The sequence below is a fragment of the Streptomyces sp. NPDC055099 genome, assembly GCF_053607685.1.
Genome location: NZ_JBSGUA010000002.1, coordinates 305,102 through 321,760 on the forward strand (window position 1 = coordinate 305,102; position 16,659 = coordinate 321,760).

Genomic DNA, 16,659 nt, shown 5'->3' on the forward strand with positions numbered 1-16,659 from the left:
TGGACTGCTCGGATCACGCCACCGCGCCGCCGCCACCGGGGCACTACAGCCCCTGCCGGGTCCCCGGTATGTCGGGGTCGAGGCGCGCGTTCGCGCCGTTGATCACGAACTGTGAGCCGGGCTCGATCAGGATGTCCCCGTCCCGTGAGTCGCTGATCTTCACGTTGCTGAGCGTCGCGCTGCCACGCGCGCCGCCCATGGCGAGGATGCCGGAGCCGTTGTTGGACTTGGAGATCGTCACGTTGCTGATCTTCACGTCCGGCATGGCACCTCCGCCCGTCTTGAACTGGATCCCGTCGTACGTCGAGTCATGGATGTCGGTGTCGCGGATCGTGACACCCGGGATGCTCGGGCCCTGCGCGAACAGCGTGATGGCGCCGAACTCCTGGTCCTCGTTCCAGAACGCCCCGCCGGTGCGGTAGAGCCCGTTGTTCGCGATCAGTGTCTGCCCGGTGAAGGGGATCGGGTCGTGATCGGTCGCGAGCATGATGCCGGGGTAGTTCATGGTGTCGTACACCAGGTTGTTCTCGATCTTGTTGCCGTAACCGCCGTACACCGCGATGCCGTTGGCCCGCCACGGGAGCTGCACCGTGTTGTTGCGGAACACGTTGTCGTGGCCGACGTCGACCGACGTGTCCTTGACGTACTTGCTGGCCCACACGGCGAGCGCGTCGTCACCGGTGTTGCGGAACGAGGAGTTGAAGACGGACGAGTTGCGGGTCCCGTTGGTGAAGTTGATGCCGTCGGCGTAGGTGTTGCGGATGCGCATCCCGCTGAATTCGAGGCCGTCGCCGGGTCCCCACAGCTCGGGGATGTTGCTGTAGTCGCGGCCGACCCAGGCGCCGACGTTGGCGTGCTCGATCCACACGTTCGCGATCTTGGTGTTCTTGCCGAAGCGGCCGTTGAGACCGACACCGCCCTCGGCGTTGCCGTCGCCGCCCCGGATGGTGCCGGAGCCGAAGATGGCGATGTCGGAGATCTTGGTGTTGTCGTCGATGTCGAAGCCGAAGTTGCCCTCGTGCGGGTGGTTGATGCCGCCCGCGTCCTGCGGCGGGATCAGCGAGTACAGCTGCGCGTGCCACATGCCGGCGCCGCGGATCGTCACGTCCTTGATGCCGACCTGGTTGAACTGACCCCGGTTCAGCGGGTCATCGGTGAGGATCTTCTTCTCCTGGCGCCACTGGCCCGCCGGGATCCACACGCAGTCGATCTCCCCGTTCTGGTCGGCGGTCACCGCCTTCTGGATCGCGTTCGCGTCGTCGATTCCGTCGTTGGGGACGGCCCCGTACTCGGTGATCGACTTGCACGAGGCGGGCTTGCTCGCCGCCGGTGCCACCTGCTCCAGATCGATCAGGTCGATCGTGTAGTACGCGGCGTCGTCACCGGCGTCGCGCTGCAGGCGGAACTTGGTGCCCTGGGGGTAGGTCTGCGCGAGCAGGGCGTGCGACTCGTCGAAGAGCCGGCGCGCGTCGCCGCCGGGGGTGTTGGTCAGGCCCTCGGGCTGGTCCGTGTTCCCGTACAGCCAGCTGTGCTTGGAGGAGAGGGTCAGCTTCTGGACGAACTTGCCGTCGGCGTAGAGGCTCAGCGTCTTCTCCTGGCCGCCGCCGCCCGGCGCGTCGGGGATGGAGTTGCGTACGACGATGGAGTTGGTGGCGCTGGTGGAGGTGAACTCTACATATTGGCCGGTCGAGTTGAGGCGCACCGACTTGCGGCCCGAGGACTCCGTGGCGAAGTTGGTGTGGCCGAAGGTGCGCTCGGCGTCCGCTTCGAGGAGCGTGCCGTTGTATTTGCCGTCCTCCGCCTCGTATTCGACGTACGGGCTCGCCGCGCCGCGCCCGACCACGATGGAGCGTGCGAAGACGTTGTTGTCCTCGTTGGTCTCGTCCACGACATCGGTGGCGTCGGCGGTCGCGGTGAGTGTGGCGCCGCCGCTGGTGGCGGTCCAGGTGCCCGAGAGGTCGACGGTGGCGCTGTCGCCCGCGGCGATGGCGGGCGTGGTGCCGTTCAGCGTCTTGTCGCCGACGGTCAGGCGGGTCACCGATCCGGCGCTCACGGCGCTGGTCCCGCGGTTGTGCACCTTCGCCGCGAAGGTGACGTCGGCGCCGACCGCGGGGTTGGCCGGGTTCGACGTGATGCCGGTGACCTCCAGGTCGGGGCCGGGGCTCTGGCCGACGGTCAGCTTCGGATCGGCGGTGCGGCTGTTGTTGTCGTTGTCCTGCTCGGGGACGGTGTCGCCGGGGTCCACCACCGCGGACACGGTGTAACTGCCCTGCGCCCGCTTGCCGATGCCGACCGGGACCGTGGCCGACTCCCCGGCGCCCAGCGCGCCGACCCTGGCGTTGCCCGCGACCGTCCCGCCCAGACTGACGTCGACAGTGGTGGCGGCCGAGGCAGCCGAACCGGTGTTGCGCACGGTGGCGTCGACCGTGATGGCATCGCTCTCGCTGGGCTGCGCGGGCCGCCAGCTCAGGTCGGCGATGGTCAGGTCGGGGTTGGGCGCCGGGGTGCCGTTGACCTCGAACTCCGCGACCTGGCCCCCGTATCCGGAACTGTTGGAGTAGATCTTCAGCCGGACCTCGGCATAGCGCCCGGAGACCGGGATGGTCACACTGTTGCGGTTTCCGGCGGGGTCGAAGGTGTAGTCGGCCCTGGCCTTCACCGTGCTGAAGTCGGTGGCGGACTGCGTGCGGCCGAGCACCTCGATGTTCTGCTTACGGGTCGCCCACGCCGCGTCCGGGTTGAGCTTGAGGACGACCGAGTCGAGCTCCGCGTCGGCGCCGAGCTGCACGGTCAGCGTCGACGGATGGCCGCTGGATTCCCAATAGCTGCTCGTGCTGCCGTCGTTGGCGTTGGGAGCGTAGTAGTTCTGGGTGGACGTGGACGCCTCGATCGGCTTCTTCAGCGCCAGATTCGTGGCCGCCTCGGGTGCCGACGGCGCCGTCGGCACCGCGTGGGCGGCGACGGGCAGCATCCCGGCTCCCAGCAGTGCGGCGGTGAGCCAGACGCCGATGGTCCGTCGGCTCCGCTGTCTCCATCTCATGGATGTTCCTCTCGGTGCATGGTGATGACGCGTTCATGACATTGCGACTTTCACGGCATACCGACCCACAGTTGTGGCGCACCTTTCGGGTGGGGGGTGTGGCGGCGACGCCAGCACTCAACCGCCACCCCAGCAAGAACGCAAGATGCGTGGCATGGATTGCAAATATTCGACAGAATCGCGAGAGCAGTAGATGGAGCGTGGGATCCAGCGAACTGTCCGTGAACCGGCCCCTACCGGCACCACCGCCAAGGAGGACGCCCGAACCCGGGGCGCGGCACCACGCCCGCAGCCCACGCGGCACATAGTGTGCGAAACCCGAACAGTGCGCCCGATCAGTGCGAGGACAGATGTCCCACAAGGCCGACGACACCGACGACAGCAGTGGGGCACCCACCCCCACGACCCACTGGCTCTTCGGGGATCAGCTCGGACCCCACTTCACCCAACCCGGTACGACGGGACCGCGGCGCGACGCTCCCCTGCTGATGATCGAGGCCCGCTCCGTCCTGCGCAGGCGGAGGTTCCACCGTGCCAAGGCCCACCTGGTGCTGTCCGCCATGCGTCACCGGGCCGCCGAGCTGGGCGATCGCGTGCGGTATGTCAAGGCCGAGACCTACCGCCAGGGCCTGCGCGAAGCTGATGTCGTCGGGGCCCTCACCGTGCATCACCCCACCTCCCACGCCGCCCTGGACTTCGTCTCCTCGCTCCCCGGCGTACGGGTGCTGCCCGCACGGGGCTTCCTCGTGCCGAACGACGACTTCGCCGCCTGGGCCAAGGGGCACGGCTCGACCCGGCTGCGCCAGGAGGACTTCTACCGCTGGGTCCGGCGCGGCGGCCACATCCTGATGAACGGCGACGAACCCGCGGGCGGGCACTGGAACTTCGACACCGACAACAGGGAAGCGCCGCCCAAAGGCGCGGCGACGCTGGAACTGCCCTCCCCCTACCGCCCGCAAGAAGACGACATCGACGCCGAGGTACGCGAGGACCTGGACCGCTGGGAACGCGCGGGCGACGTCTCCTTCGTGGGTGAGGACGCGCCGCGCCACTTCCCCGCCACCCGCCGCGAGGCGCTCGCCGCACTCGACCGGTTCATCGAACACCGGCTGCCCACCTTCGGTGCGCACGAGGACGCGATCCTCACCGCCGATCCGGTGATGAGCCACAGCCTGCTCTCCGCTCCCCTCAACCTCGGGCTCCTCGACCCGGACGAATGCGTGCAGCGCGCGGAAGCCGCCTGGCGGTCGGGCCAGGCGCCGATCAACAGCGTCGAGGGCTTCGTACGGCAGATCGCGGGATGGCGGGAGTACGTATGGCACCTCTACTGGTACTTCGAGCGGGACTACCGCCACCGCAACGCCCTGCGGCACCACGCTCCCGTACCCGACTGGTTCGCCGAACTCGACGCCGACGCGGTGCAGGCCCGGTGCCTGTCGACCGTCCTGCGCCAGGTGCGCGCGACCGGGTGGACCCACCACATTCCCCGGCTGATGGTGCTCGGCAGCCACGCGCTCCAGCGCGGCTGGGATCCCGCCGCCGTCACGGACTGGTTCCACCGGTGCTTCGTCGACGCCTACGACTGGGTGATGGTCCCGAACGTGGTGGGCATGTCGCAGTTCGCCGACGGCGGGCGCATGACGACCAAGCCCTACACCTCCGGCGGCGCCTACGTGAACCGGATGAGCGACCTGTGCGGCCCGTGCGCGTACGACCCCAAACGCCGCACCGGCGATGACGCGTGCCCCTACAGCGGCGGCTACTGGGCCTTCCTCCACCGGCATCGCACGGCCCTGGAGAGGAACGCCCGCATGGTCAGGGCCGTACGCGGCCTTGACCGGCTCGCGGATCTGGACGAGCTGCTGGCGCAACAGGCGCGCGTGGGGGACGAAGCCCCCTGAGGCGCAATGGCCGCCGGCGGCGGCATCAGCGACGCGCCGAGTCGGCCAGCACCTCCCGCGCGGCGCGCGTGCCCGACGCCAGCGCACCCTGCACCGAACCCGTGGCCCGGTGATCCCCGCACACATACCTCCCCGGACCGTGGCGGGTGGTGCGGCTGAGCGGCCAGGGCGGCAGCATCGCGGGCAGCGCTCCGGCCACGGTGCGCACGGCCACCTGCTGCCAGCCGCTGGTGTCGGTGCCGTACAGCTCGGCCAGGCGGCGGAGCACGGCGTCGGCCGCGCCCGGCCCGTCCGCGCCGAGCACCGAGGTGGAGATCAGCGCGGTGCCGGGTGGTGCGTAGGTTCGCGCCACCTCGCTGAGCACGCAGGTGTTCAGCACGGTCCCGGTGCTGTCGACCACCAGCGTCGGTTCTCGCAGCGGCGTGCTGTCGGACGCGTGGTAGTAGGTCGTGACCGTGCGCCCGTCCGGCACGGACAGGCCCGGCAGCAGGCGGGCTGCCGTCGCGGCATCCGCGGCGACCACGACGCTCGCCGCCGGCACCTCACCGCCGTCCGCCAGAAGCACGCCCGCGCCGGTGATCTCGGCGACGGGCGTCTCCAGGCGCAGGACGTCGGGGGGCAGGTTCCCGGCCAGTTGCGCGGGCACCGCACCGATGCCCTCGGCGGGCAGACACAGCGATCCCCGGACCATGCTCCGCCACACCAGGTGGAAGAAACGGGCGGAGGTCTCCAGGCGGTCCTCCAGGAAGACTCCGGAGAGGAACGGGCGCAGGATGTGGTCCACTGCCGCGTCCGAAAGGCCCGCCCGGGACAGAGCGGCCGCGGTGGAGCGGTCCGGACGCCGTTTGAGCAGCGTGACGGGCAGTACGGCGTCGCGGGCGGTGAGCGCCGCCATCGCGGCCAGGTCCCGGGACGCGAGGGCCCGTCCGGGCAGCAGGGACCCCGCCGCACCGGGCTGCCTGGTCGGATCGACGAGACGGACCGGCCCCTTTGGGGTGTGCGCGAGGAGGCCCGGGGTGAAAGTCCGCAGCCGAAGACTCTTCGGATACACGCGCCGCTTCACCTGCGGGTACGCGGTGTTGAACACCTGGAACCCGCGATCCAGCAGGAACCCGTCCTGCCGGTCCGTCCGCATCCGGCCGCCCGGCCCGTCGGACGCCTCCAGCAAGGTCACCCGCCGCCCCGCGCGGCACAGGTCCAGGGCGCAGGCGAGACCGGCGAGACCCGCACCGACGACCACGACGTCCGCTGGCCCGCGGTCATGAACCTTCGCCATCCGGCTCTCCTTCGTCTGCCAGTACCGCTTCGCTGTCCGCGCCCCAGGCATCTGCCCACCCTCGGTGGCCACATGCTCCCGAAATGCCCCCTGTGGTGTTCCGCTCCATCATGGGACTCGTCGTGCCGACGATCGGAAGGAACACGCCCCATGGCCAAGGACAAGAAGCTGCGCAAAGGCGACGAGGTCACCTGGAGCAGCCACGGGCAGACCGTCCCCGGCACCGTGAAGAAGAGGATCACGGGGCGGACCGAGACCGCCGGCCGCACCGTCGACGCGTCCAAGGACGAACCGCAGTACGAGGTGGAGAGCGAGAAGTCCGGCCGGCGAGCGGTCCACAAGCCGGAGTCGCTGCACAAGAAGCGCAAGTCGTCATGACCAAGGCAGCTGAAGGGGACCGCGAGGAGACCTTGAAGCAGTTCGACGAGGCGGTGAACATGACCGCGGGCGAACTCGAGAAGTGGCTCAAGACAGAGGATTCCCACAGCGTGGGCCAGTCCGACGGTTCATCGGAAAGCGTGGGCCACGCCTCGGGCCGCCGCATCGTCAAACTGCTGCGCACCAAAAAGGCCGACCTGACCGACAGCGACGTCACGCACATGCGCAAGGTCGTCGGCTACGTGCACCGGCACATGAAGCAACGCCCGAAGGGCGACACCACCGAGACCCCTTGGCGCTACTCCCTCATGAACTGGGGCCACGATCCCAAGAAGGCGGGCTCCGGGTCCTGACGGCCTCCACCCGGCCGGACACCGACGCGACGCACGTCGCGCAGGTGTGAATACACGGCGGGCGGCTACATATCTCTCATGCCGCATCATGATCTTGTCGTTGTCGGAGCGGGCACGGGCAACTCACTCATCGACGACCGTTTCGCCCACCTGGATGTCGCCGTCGTCGCGGAAGGGCCCTTCGGGGGCACCTGCCTGAACGCGGGGTGCATTCCCAGCAAGATGCTCGCGTTGACCGCGGACGTGGCCCGTCATGTGCGGGAGAGCGAGCGTCACAACATCCGGGCCACGCTGGAGGGTGTCGACTGGCCCGCGGTGCAGGAGCGTGTCTTCGGACGGCTCGACGCCGCATCGCGCGATGGGGAGCAGGGCCGCCGGGACGAGGATTTCGTGACGGTCCACCGCGGGCACGCGCGGTTCACCGGGGAGCGTGAGCTGCTCGTGGAGAGCGAGGGCGGGAGCGAGCGGGTCACGGCGGACCGGATGGTGATCGTCGGGGGCGGGCGCCCCGTGGTGCCGCCGGTGGTCGCCGACTCCGGACTGCCCTTCGAGACCTCCGACACCGTGATGCGGCTGGATCAGCTGCCCGAGCGGATGGTCATCCTCGGGGGCGGTTACATCGCGGCGGAGCTGGCCCACGTGTTCCACTCGGCCGGGACCGCCGTCACCGTGGTCGAGCAGCAGGAGCGGCTCCTGATGCCGCAGGACGAAGAGATCTCCCGCGTCTACACCGATCTCGTGGACGGCCAGTGGGATCTGCGGCTCGGGCGCGAACTGAACGAGGTGGCCGGTGAACCGGGCAAGCTGCGGCTGACGCTCGACGACAAGACGGTCATCGAGGCGGACACCCTGCTCGTCGCGGTCGGGCGTCGCCCCAACAGCGACCACCTCGACGTCGAGCAGGCCGGCGTCGAGTGCGACGACACGGGACTGATCACCGTCGACGCACAGCTGCGTACCAGCGCCTCCGGCGTCTGGGCGCTGGGTGACATCGCGGGCGGCGGCCCCCCGTTGAAGCACGTCGCCAACCGCCAGGCCACCGTGGTCGCCCACAACCTCCTGCACCCCGGCCGCCCGCGGTCGATGTCCTACGACGTGGTGCCGTCGGCCGTGTTCACGTCCCCGCAGATCGCCCAGGTGGGGCTCACCGAACAAGAGGCCCGTGAGCAAGGTCTCGACTACGCGAGCGGCACGCACCGCTACGAGGACGTGGCGTACGGCTGGGCCCTGGAGGACACCACCGGCTTCTGCAAGGTCCTGGCCGAACGCGGTTCCGGCCGCCTGCTCGGAGCCCACATCCTCGGGGACCAGGCCGCCACCCTCGTGCAGCCGCTCGTCCTCGCCATGCGCTTCGGCCTGACGGCACGCGACGTCGCGGAACAACCGCTGTGGATTCACCCCGCGTTGACCGAGGTCGTCGAGAACGCCTTGCGCGACCTCGACCAGTAGGGCGCACACGTAGGACCGGGACATCCTGAACCCGGGGCAATCCGGCCGGGTGGCCACTACGAACTCCCTGCGATCGACAGCCCAACGAAAGCAGGGAGTAGTCATGGAGCAGAACAGCACCTCCACGCCACCGGGCCGCAGGCGGGCCAAGAGGCTCGCCGTCGCCCTCGCGGCCACCGGCCTCCTCGTCGGCGGCGGCATCGCCATGGCGGGCCCCGCCGGCGCCGACACCTTCTGCGGAGAGACGGGGGACGGCGGCTTCGGATGCGTGATCGACCAAGGGGACGGAACGTTCAAGATGGTCAACAGCAACGGTGACATCGTCTACAACTGGTGACGCCGGACGCCTGGTGCGTGGACCTGGTCCACGCACCACCCGGCACCCCCCGCGCCGAGGCCGCCCGCCGCCCCGCGTCGTCGACGGCGACGCGCTGCAGCAGCGCCTGGGCGAAGGACCGTGCTTCGACGCCGCCCGCCGAAAGGAGGGCGAGCGCGTGTTCCGCATCGTGGACTTCACCCAGGAACAGCCGCGCTGGTCGAACCACGCGCCACAGGCCCGTGCCCTCGGCGCGGGCAGCATAATGGGGTTCTTGCTGTTCACCCAGGACGAGGAGTTCGGCACGCTGAACCTCTACTCACGTCGGCGCGGCTCTTTCACCGAGGCCAGTGAGCTGCCGGGCTGGCTCCTTGCCTCCCACGCCGCGGTCACCTTCTCGAGTGCTCGCACGCACGCGCAGATGGGCCAAGCCCTGGCCACCCGCCACGTCATCGGCGAGGCCACGGGCATCATCGTGGGCAGCCGTCACCTCACCGAGGAACCGGCCTTCGACGTGCTGCACCGCTACGCGCAGGAGAACAACGTCGAGCTGCGTGAGGTCGCCCGACAGGTCTGCGAGCACGGCGGCTTGTTGTGAAGTTGAGGGCGGCTCCGCCCGGCTCGCGGTCTGAAACAGGGGAGCCTGCCCGGGTCAGCTCCCATGGGAAGCGCCACTGACCCGGCCTGCGTCAACGGGTCCCCAGTACTGCGAGGTCTACCCGCCCGCGATACGGCTGCTCGGAACGCACGGCACCACCGGCCGCCAGAACAGGCCACAGCGCTTCCGGCATCCCGGGCGGCTACTCGCCTGCCGCCTCCCGGCGAGCCGTCTGCCCGCGGGGCGCGGGCGGATCGGGCGGAACGAGTCCGCCGTCGATGACGTCCTGCGCGACCTTGCTGAGCAGGATCCGATGGCCACGTGCGTAGTGCCGGATGGCTGCGAACGCCTGGTCGAGCGGGATGTTCCGGCGGGCGGCCAGGATGCCCTTCGCCTGTTCGATGAGGATGCGGCTGTGCAGAGCGGTGTGCAGTTGTGCGTTGACGGTCTCCTGCTGGCGGAGGGTGCGGGCGTGCAGCAGGCCGATGGTGGCCGCGTCGGCGAGGGTCTGGGCGAGCGACAGGTCGTCGACCGTCAGGGACCGTTCGCCGGTGTGCAGAAGCATCAGGCAGCCGATGCTGTCCTTGCGCAGCCGCATGGGCACGACGGTGGGCAGCGCATAGCCGGCCTGGAGTACCTGTTCGGTGAACCGTGGCCAGCGTGTCGCCGCCTCGGCGGCGTTCTCGGGGGCGATCGGGCGGGCTGTGCGGTAGGCCTCCAGGGCCGGGCCCTCGTCCACGGCCACCTCCAGCACGCGCTTCAGCCCGGGGGCCGGGTCGCACGGTGCCGGGCTGTGGAGGCGGGCGCCGGAGTGGGCGAGGAAGACCGCGGCATCGGTGATGTCGAGGAGTTCTTGGCAGCGGACGGTCATCTGCTGGAGGAAGTCGATGACGTCGAAGTCCCCCACCAGGGTGTCGGCCAGCTCCACAAACGTACGCGCGATGTGCTGCTCCCTGCTCATGCTCCTTCGCTTTCTCCTGGTTTCCGTGGGCCCTTCGTGGGCCTGCCCGGAGCCGTGTGGGCCCCGGGCTTTTCCAAGTCACGGCGGAAGTTCTTGTTCGAGAATGGTTCGGGCGGTGTCCGTCAAGGACCGGCCGGAGGAGAAGGCCTGGGCCCGCAGTCTGGCCAGGGCCTCGGCCAGCGGAACGTCGAGTCTCACGCTCAGCACCCCCGTGGCCTGGTGCACTTCGGCCCGGTGCAGATCCACCGCCCCCGCGCTCCCGAGGCCGGCCCCTTCTTCCCCGGTTGGTGTGCCCGGCCAGCGCCCCAGCAGGTGTCCGGCCAGCGAATCGGCCACCAGCCAGCCCTCGGCCACCTGCCGACTGGCCAGGGGCCCCGCCGAGCGGCGATATCCGGTCAGCGTCCCGACGCGTGCCGCTCCGACGTGGACGGGCCACACGAAAACCGCGGCGACACCCAACTCCTTTGCCTCGATGACGAAATGAGGCCACTGGCTGGCGGTCAGGCGGTCGAGGTCAGGCAGCTCGAGCACCCCGGCATCTCCCAGGAAGAACAGCCCGGGGCCTTGGCCGAGGACGAACTGCATGTCCTCCAGTCGCGCACTCGTGCAGTCGCTGAACCAGACCAGCTCCTCCCCCAGCGAGACCGCAACGCCATCGAGCCCCAAAGCATGCGCGCAGGCCACGGCCCACACCTTTCGCTCCTCCTCGTCCACCAGCGAATCCAGGCTGCCCAGCAAGTCCTCGACAGTCGCTCCCCTGTCCACGCACAGCCCTCCCTCACCCCTCTGATCGCCCCCGCCGCCACGCATCGGGGGCGAGCCCGACCCACGTGTCCACCGTAGAGCGGGGCATCGGGCTCCACATCGCTTTGGCGCAACCACCCACCGGAGGGGTAACGAAGCGCTGTGAACAAGCGTGCCCGTCCCGAAGGGAGTTCAGTGCCCGCCGTCCGGTTTGTGGCCGTGGCGGGCCATGATTTCGCGGGCGAAGGCGGCGAGGGGGCGGCCCGTCGCGCTTGCCGCGGCGCGCAGCCACAGGCCGGTTTCGTGCGTGCTGACGCCGTGCACCGCCGAGAGGATGCCGATGGTGATGTTGATGTCGTCCGCGTCGGCGGTGGCCCTGACCTGTTCGACGATCTCGCTGTCCATGTCGGCGAGCAGCACGGCGGTGGCCATGTCGGCGAACGTCTGTGCGGCGGCGGGCAGTTGCGCCGGGCGACCGGCCCGGCGGGCGCCGTAGAGGGTGAGGGTGCCGAGGGTCGCGGCGGCGGTACGGAGTGGGAAGGCGAAGGCCCCCGAAACGCCGATGCCGCGCGCGGCATCGGAGAAGAAGGGCCAGGCGGGGCCGTCCCGGTCCGTGCACGCCATGAGGGCGGGCTCGCCGGTCTCGTACGCGGTCAGTGACGGCCCCTCGCCGGTGACCCACTGGATCTCCTCGGCGCGCCGCGCCAGCGGCGAACTGACGGCGAGGTGCTGCGGCAACAGGCCTGAACCGTGCACGGTGATCGCGGCGGCGTCGATCTCCGGTAACTCCTCCACCGCGGTGGAGCATACGGCGTTGGCACAGCCCCCGGGGCGCCGGTCCTGGCGGGCCGCGTGGACGATCCGGTGCCACAGTGCGTCCCGTCGCGCGTCGCTGCCGCGCGCCTGGTTTCCCGAGTTCGCCCGGGCGCCGTTCAGGGGCGCGGAGGCGCGTTCGTAGTGGGCCGCGGCGAGCATGGCGCGGCGCAGGACGGCGGCCGGCCGCAGCGTGACGTCCGGTGGACCGGCCCCGCGGGCGCGGCGAAGGATGTTGTCCACCACGGTGATGTCCTCGACATGGTGCAGTACGCCGACGATGTCCCCCTCGACGTCGGACAGCGGGGGGTTGACCGGGCTCCACGTCTTGCGGCGGAACACGCCCGGAGCGTCGGAGCGGGGGATGTCGTAGCGCTGGACGCCCATGTCGTGGGGTGCCGCTCGGCGCAGGACCCGTTCCAGCGAGGAGCCGAGGTTGAGTACGCCGGTCGCGTCGGCGTCCTCGAGGTTGTCCGGGAAGGCGTCGAACGGGAAGACGCCCATGAGCTCGTCGCGCGAGCGGCCGGTGGCACGCAGGTAGGCCGGATTGACGCCCTGAATGCACAGTTCCGTGTCGAGCACCACATAAGGAGCCGCAGTCACCTCGAACAGCGGGCTGCCGGACGTGGCCCGCAATATCTCGTGCACGGTCGCTCCCCTCACGGGCCGGGCAACTGTTCATCCCCTAGGACACACCCGGGGCGAGGCGCGGACAAGCCGAATGAGAGGAAACAGCGCCTGGCGGGGGCGAGTTGGTCTGGACGGGCGCGTTGTGCGCGTTGTGCGTGTCCGGCACCGCACACCGGGTGAATCGTCAACCAAGTGTTCGCAGCGCTGACTATGAACCGGGTTTTGGGGCACTCGGCTTCTCGTCACGCAATGCTGGAATGCGATCTCCAAGGAGTGTGGCCATGTCGGCTTACGGCAATCCGTCAGCAGCTTCTTCCGGCTCCCGGACGAACGGCCTTGCGATAGCCGGACTTGTCTGCGGCATCGTCGGTGTGTTCTTCCTCAGCTTCATCCTCGGGCCGCTCGCGATCATCTTCGGTGCGGTCGCGCTGCGCCAGAAGACGTTCAGGGGCGGCGGAGGCATGGCGAAGGCGGCCATCATTCTGGGCATCATCGACGTCATTCTGTTCATCGTGCTGATCGCTGTCGCCGCATCCGGCGGATTCACCTGGTACGTCGGCGGTTGATGACCGGAATCCGCGAGCTGTTCCACCCACATCATGGCGGCCGGAGGGAATGCGCAGCACGCGCATTCCCTCCGGCCTTTTGCGCGCGTCACGCGTGGGGAGCGTCGAGGTGCTCCTGCTCACGGGTGGTCGGGCGCCTGTTCCGGCGGTGTGCCGCCACCCTTTCCTCCGCCCTTGGCGCCCCGGTCGGTTCCGTGCGCCGCGCCGCCCTTGCCCTGCGCGGTCCGGGGCTCCGATGCCCTTTTCTCCCCGGTCTCCTGGGGAGTGGCGGCACCTTTTCCGCTGCGCCGCACCTCGGGTTGCTGTGGATTCGACATTCCTACTCCTCGCCTTTTGAGCTTTTTTGAGGAAGTCCTACGTCAACGGTCTCTCAGCCCCGTCGCCCCCGCAAACCCCGGCGACGGCACGCGCGTCACCGGTCAGCCGGGGCTGTTCTCGTCGAGGTGTCCGGTGAGGGCGTCGAGCTGGGCGACGACCTCGGGGTGCGTGCGTGCCAGGTAGGGGCGGGCCGTGTTCAGGGGGTCGATCAGCGCCGCGGGGTCGTCGTGCGCGAGCGCCGCGTCCAACTGCCCGATCGGGACCTGGGCTTGCGGCGGTAGGCCGGTGAGCGACATGACCTGGCCCGCGAGGCGGCGCAGGGCGCCGGCATTGGTACGGGCCCAGGCCGTGCGGGAGCGGTCGGCGGCGCGGCGCCGGCGGGTGGCCTGGACGCGTTGCTCGCCGGTGCTGCCGGTCGGGCCGGGGCGCTGGCGCAGGTAGCGGCGTTCGGCGGCCTGGCGGCTGGCGACCCCGAGGGGGTGGGCGAGGTCGGCCCAGCTCGCTCCGGCGTGACGGGCGGTCTCGATCAGGCCGGCTTCCCACCCGGCGAGCTGTTCACGGACCTCGCGCAGCAACAGCAGTGAGGCGAGGGCCTGTTCGGGGTTGGTGCGGCCGGTGGGCAGCACGTCGGTGTCGGCCTCCTGGGCCTCCTGCACGGCGTCGCTGATGGCTTCCAGGGCGGCGGCCGCGGCCAGGAAGGATGCCGGGTTGTGGGCATGGGCGTGAGGTGGTTCCGGCGGGCCGGTCGCTGCCATGGGGGCCTCCTTCAGCGTTGTCATCGGGTGGACGACATGCAACTTGTCATCCATTGGACGACATGCTACAACCGATTGCAGGTGAAGCGCATTGGCAGGTACTGCCCGGACCTTCAGGAGGTGTTTCGCGATGTTGATGCGCACCGACCCCTTCCGCGAGCTCGACCGCATCGCTCAGCAGCTGGTCGGCCCCGGCACATGGTCACGGCCTTCCGCGATGGCCATGGACGCCTATCGCGAGGGCGACGAGTACGTGGTGGCCTTCGATCTGCCCGGCGTGAGCGCCGAGGCGATCGACATCGACGTGGAACGCAACATGCTGACCGTCAAGGCCGAGCGCCGTCCGGTCGCCAAGTCCGAGAACGTCCAGATGGAACTGTCCGAGCGGCCGCTGGGCGTGTTCTCCCGCCAGATCGTGCTGGCTGACACCCTGGACACCGAGCGCATCAAGGCGGACTACGACGCGGGTGTCCTGACCCTGCGCATTCCGATCGCCGAGCGCGCCAAGCCCCGCAAGATCTCCATCGGGAACGACGCGTCCCACCGGCAGATCAGCGGCTGAGCAGCCGCCGCGCACGCGTGGCGCGGAGGACCGGCGTCTCCCCCGCTGACTGCGTCCTCCGCGCCCGACGGGGCGAAGCCCCCCAAGACCCACCCGCGGGTGCCGTCCAGCTGCCCGGCACCCGCGACACGACCTCCGCGACGAGAAAGGCGCGCACCCAGCAATGTTCGAACGACCTGAAGCCACCCGGCCCTTCCCCGCGATGACCTACCAGCAGATGCTGGAGAAGGTCCGCTACGAAGGCGCGTACCCCACCCGGGAGCGGGCCGAGGAAGCCGTCCGGCTGGTCCTCGGCGGACTCGGCAGGCAGCTGACCGGGGACGAACGCGTCGAGCTCGCCGCCCGCCTCCCCGTGGAGGCCGCACTCGTCCTCACCGCGCAGATTCCCGACCCCGAGCCCCTCACCGGCTGGGGCCTGGTCAAGGACCTCGCCACCCGGTCCGGCGCGAGCCTCGCCACCACGCGCTGGGACACCGGCGCCGTCCTGGCCGCCGTCGCCGCTCTGGCGGGCCCCGATCTGCTGACCCGCATCCTGGCCCAGCTCCCCTCCGGCCACGCGCTCCTGTTCGGCCGGGCCGAGCTGATCCAGGCGGCGTAGGCGTCGCGCGGGTTCAGGGCTGTCGGCGTCGGCGCAGGGCGGTGACGGCGCCCAGCACCACGCCCACCAGCAGGACGGCGCCGCCCCGCAGCCACACCTCGCGCTCGATCTGCGTCGCGAGCAGGACGCAGGACGCCGCGCCGAGCACCGGCAGGATCGTCGGGGCCCGGAAGTGGTCCCGCGGGGCGGCATCGCGACGCAGCACCAGAGCCGCCGTGTTGACCAGGAAGAAGACCACCAGCAGGAGGAGGACCAGGGTCGAGGCGAGCGTCGACACGTCTCCGGTCAGCGCGAGCAGGAGCGAGAGGGCGGTGGTCGCTGCGATCGCCGCCCACGGCGTACGCCTGCCGGGCAGCACCTTGGTGAGAAAGCCCGGCAGCAGCCGGTCACGTGCCATGCCGTAGGCGAGGCGCGAGGACATGATGCCGGTGAGCAGGGCGCCGTTGGCGACGGCGACCAGGGCGATGGCGCTGAACAGCTCCGTGGGGACGCCGCCGGCCTCCCGCACGACTTCGAGGAGCGGCCCGCTGGACTCGACGAGCGTCGTGGTCGGCACGGCGGCCGCCGCGGCGGCACCGACCAGGGCGTAGACCGCGCCCGCGGTGATCAGCGCGCCGAAGAGGGCCCGCGGATAGGAGCGGCGCGGATCACGGGTCTCCTCTGCCACGTTGACGGAGGTCTCGAAGCCGACGAACGAGTAGTAGGCAAGCACCGCCCCGCTCAGGACCGCCGCCACCGGCCCGTGTTCCGGTGTCCCCAGGTCGGTGAGGCGCCCGACGTCACCGTCACCGCGCAGCACGATCCACACGCCGAGCCCGATCACGAGCAGCAGCCCGCTGACCTCGATGACGGTGGCCACGACGTTGGCCCGCGTCGACTCGCTGATCCCCCGCGCGTTCAGCAGGGCGAGCGCGGCCAGGAACACGACCGCGACGAGCGCCACCGGAAGGGTGACGAACTCCGCCAGGTAGTCACCGGCGAAACCGCGGGCCAGCGCACCGACCGACACGATCCCGGCGGCCAGCATGCAAAAACCGGCGAGGAATCCGGCGAAGGGTCCATAGGCAAGGGTCGCGTAGTGCGAGGCGCCGCCCGCCCGGGGGTATTTCGTGGCGAGTTCGGCGTACGAGGCGGCCGTCAGGAGCGCCAGACACAGCGCCACGACGAGGGGCACCCACACGGCGCCGCCCGCGTCGGCCGCGACCTGACCCACCAGGACGTACACGCCCGCGCCGAGGACGTCTCCAAGGATGAAGAAGTAGAGCAGGGGGGTGGTCAGTGCTTTCTTGAGCGGAGTCGTCGTGTCGGACGCCGCCGGAATGGTGCGGGGAGATTTCACGCGCACACATGTACCCGGTTCGGCGTCCGGCAGGCGGCGAACCCCTCGAACGCCTGCGAGGG

At 70.1% G+C, this 16,659-nt stretch carries 16 protein-coding genes and 1 pseudogene; 9 read left to right on the plus strand and 8 right to left on the minus strand.

Going from position 1 to position 16,659, the window contains the following annotated elements; all coding sequences use genetic code 11:
- Window positions 1-43: 43 nt before the first annotated feature.
- Window positions 44-3,040, minus strand: a complete 2,997-nt coding sequence (locus ACWFRU_RS05780) for a CARDB domain-containing protein (protein WP_453684843.1) — start codon at window positions 3,038-3,040, stop codon at window positions 44-46.
- 350 nt (window positions 3,041-3,390) lie between these two features.
- Here ACWFRU_RS05780 and ACWFRU_RS05785 point away from each other — a divergent pair, with 350 nt between their 5' ends.
- Window positions 3,391-4,941, plus strand: a complete 1,551-nt coding sequence (locus ACWFRU_RS05785; RefSeq protein ID WP_453684844.1) for a cryptochrome/photolyase family protein — start codon at window positions 3,391-3,393, stop codon at window positions 4,939-4,941.
- Window positions 4,942-4,966: 25 nt separating this feature from the next.
- Here the strand turns inward: ACWFRU_RS05785 and ACWFRU_RS05790 are convergent, their stop codons facing one another.
- On the minus strand, window positions 4,967-6,268 hold the full coding sequence (locus ACWFRU_RS05790; protein ID WP_453684845.1) for an FAD-dependent oxidoreductase: 1,302 nt from the start codon (window positions 6,266-6,268) through the stop codon (window positions 4,967-4,969).
- A 99-nt stretch (window positions 6,269-6,367) separates the two neighbouring features.
- Between ACWFRU_RS05790 and ACWFRU_RS05795 the strand changes: the two genes are divergently transcribed.
- The 5 genes and pseudogenes from ACWFRU_RS05795 to ACWFRU_RS05815 all read left to right on the plus strand — a co-directional run.
- Entirely contained in the window at window positions 6,368-6,595 is a 228-nt protein-coding gene (locus ACWFRU_RS05795) for a DUF2945 domain-containing protein (protein WP_453684846.1), read from the plus strand.
- Window positions 6,592-6,948, plus strand: a complete 357-nt coding sequence (locus ACWFRU_RS05800; protein WP_453684847.1) for a DUF3140 domain-containing protein — start codon at window positions 6,592-6,594, stop codon at window positions 6,946-6,948. Before ACWFRU_RS05795 ends, ACWFRU_RS05800 begins: the two co-directional genes overlap by 4 nt.
- Before the next feature lie 78 nt (window positions 6,949-7,026).
- On the plus strand, window positions 7,027-8,397 hold the full coding sequence (locus ACWFRU_RS05805; RefSeq protein ID WP_453684848.1) for a mycothione reductase: 1,371 nt from the start codon (window positions 7,027-7,029) through the stop codon (window positions 8,395-8,397).
- 103 nt (window positions 8,398-8,500) lie between these two features.
- Complete coding sequence (locus tag ACWFRU_RS05810) at window positions 8,501-8,734, plus strand: hypothetical protein (RefSeq protein ID WP_453684849.1); 234 nt, start codon at window positions 8,501-8,503, stop codon at window positions 8,732-8,734.
- Window positions 8,735-8,810: 76 nt separating this feature from the next.
- A pseudogene (locus tag ACWFRU_RS05815) lies at window positions 8,811-9,311 on the plus strand (GAF and ANTAR domain-containing protein); the annotation flags it as partial.
- A gap of 202 nt (window positions 9,312-9,513) precedes the next feature.
- Here ACWFRU_RS05815 and ACWFRU_RS05820 read toward each other — a convergent pair.
- The 3 genes from ACWFRU_RS05820 to ACWFRU_RS05830 form a co-directional block, all read right to left on the minus strand.
- Window positions 9,514-10,272, minus strand: coding sequence for an ANTAR domain-containing protein (locus ACWFRU_RS05820; RefSeq protein WP_453684850.1), 759 nt, complete (start codon window positions 10,270-10,272; stop codon window positions 9,514-9,516).
- A gap of 78 nt (window positions 10,273-10,350) precedes the next feature.
- A complete protein-coding gene (locus tag ACWFRU_RS05825; protein WP_453684851.1) occupies window positions 10,351-11,010 on the minus strand; it encodes an ANTAR domain-containing protein in 660 nt (219 codons plus the stop codon).
- A gap of 198 nt (window positions 11,011-11,208) precedes the next feature.
- Window positions 11,209-12,477, minus strand: a complete 1,269-nt coding sequence (locus ACWFRU_RS05830; protein ID WP_453684852.1) for a PAS domain-containing protein — start codon at window positions 12,475-12,477, stop codon at window positions 11,209-11,211.
- A 263-nt stretch (window positions 12,478-12,740) separates the two neighbouring features.
- Between ACWFRU_RS05830 and ACWFRU_RS05835 the strand changes: the two genes are divergently transcribed.
- Window positions 12,741-13,025, plus strand: a complete 285-nt coding sequence (locus ACWFRU_RS05835; RefSeq protein WP_453684853.1) for a DUF4190 domain-containing protein — start codon at window positions 12,741-12,743, stop codon at window positions 13,023-13,025.
- A 119-nt stretch (window positions 13,026-13,144) separates the two neighbouring features.
- On the opposite strand, the gene ACWFRU_RS05840 is transcribed toward ACWFRU_RS05835, so the two are convergent.
- Together ACWFRU_RS05840 and ACWFRU_RS05845 are read right to left on the minus strand one after the other, a co-directional pair.
- Entirely contained in the window at window positions 13,145-13,342 is a 198-nt protein-coding gene (locus tag ACWFRU_RS05840) for a hypothetical protein (RefSeq protein WP_453684854.1), read from the minus strand.
- A gap of 102 nt (window positions 13,343-13,444) precedes the next feature.
- The gene (locus ACWFRU_RS05845; protein WP_453684855.1) at window positions 13,445-14,098 is read right to left on the minus strand and encodes a type III effector protein; all 654 of its coding nucleotides are present in this window, start codon (window positions 14,096-14,098) and stop codon (window positions 13,445-13,447) included.
- Between the two features lie 130 nt (window positions 14,099-14,228).
- Here ACWFRU_RS05845 and ACWFRU_RS05850 point away from each other — a divergent pair, with 130 nt between their 5' ends.
- Both ACWFRU_RS05850 and ACWFRU_RS05855 read left to right on the plus strand, forming a co-directional pair.
- Window positions 14,229-14,660, plus strand: coding sequence for an Hsp20/alpha crystallin family protein (locus ACWFRU_RS05850; RefSeq protein WP_453684856.1), 432 nt, complete (start codon window positions 14,229-14,231; stop codon window positions 14,658-14,660).
- Window positions 14,661-14,823: 163 nt separating this feature from the next.
- Window positions 14,824-15,258, plus strand: coding sequence for a DUF2267 domain-containing protein (locus ACWFRU_RS05855; RefSeq protein ID WP_453684857.1), 435 nt, complete (start codon window positions 14,824-14,826; stop codon window positions 15,256-15,258).
- 13 nt (window positions 15,259-15,271) lie between these two features.
- Here the strand turns inward: ACWFRU_RS05855 and ACWFRU_RS05860 are convergent, their stop codons facing one another.
- On the minus strand, window positions 15,272-16,597 hold the full coding sequence (locus tag ACWFRU_RS05860) for an APC family permease (protein WP_453684858.1): 1,326 nt from the start codon (window positions 16,595-16,597) through the stop codon (window positions 15,272-15,274).
- Window positions 16,598-16,659 lie beyond the last annotated feature (62 nt).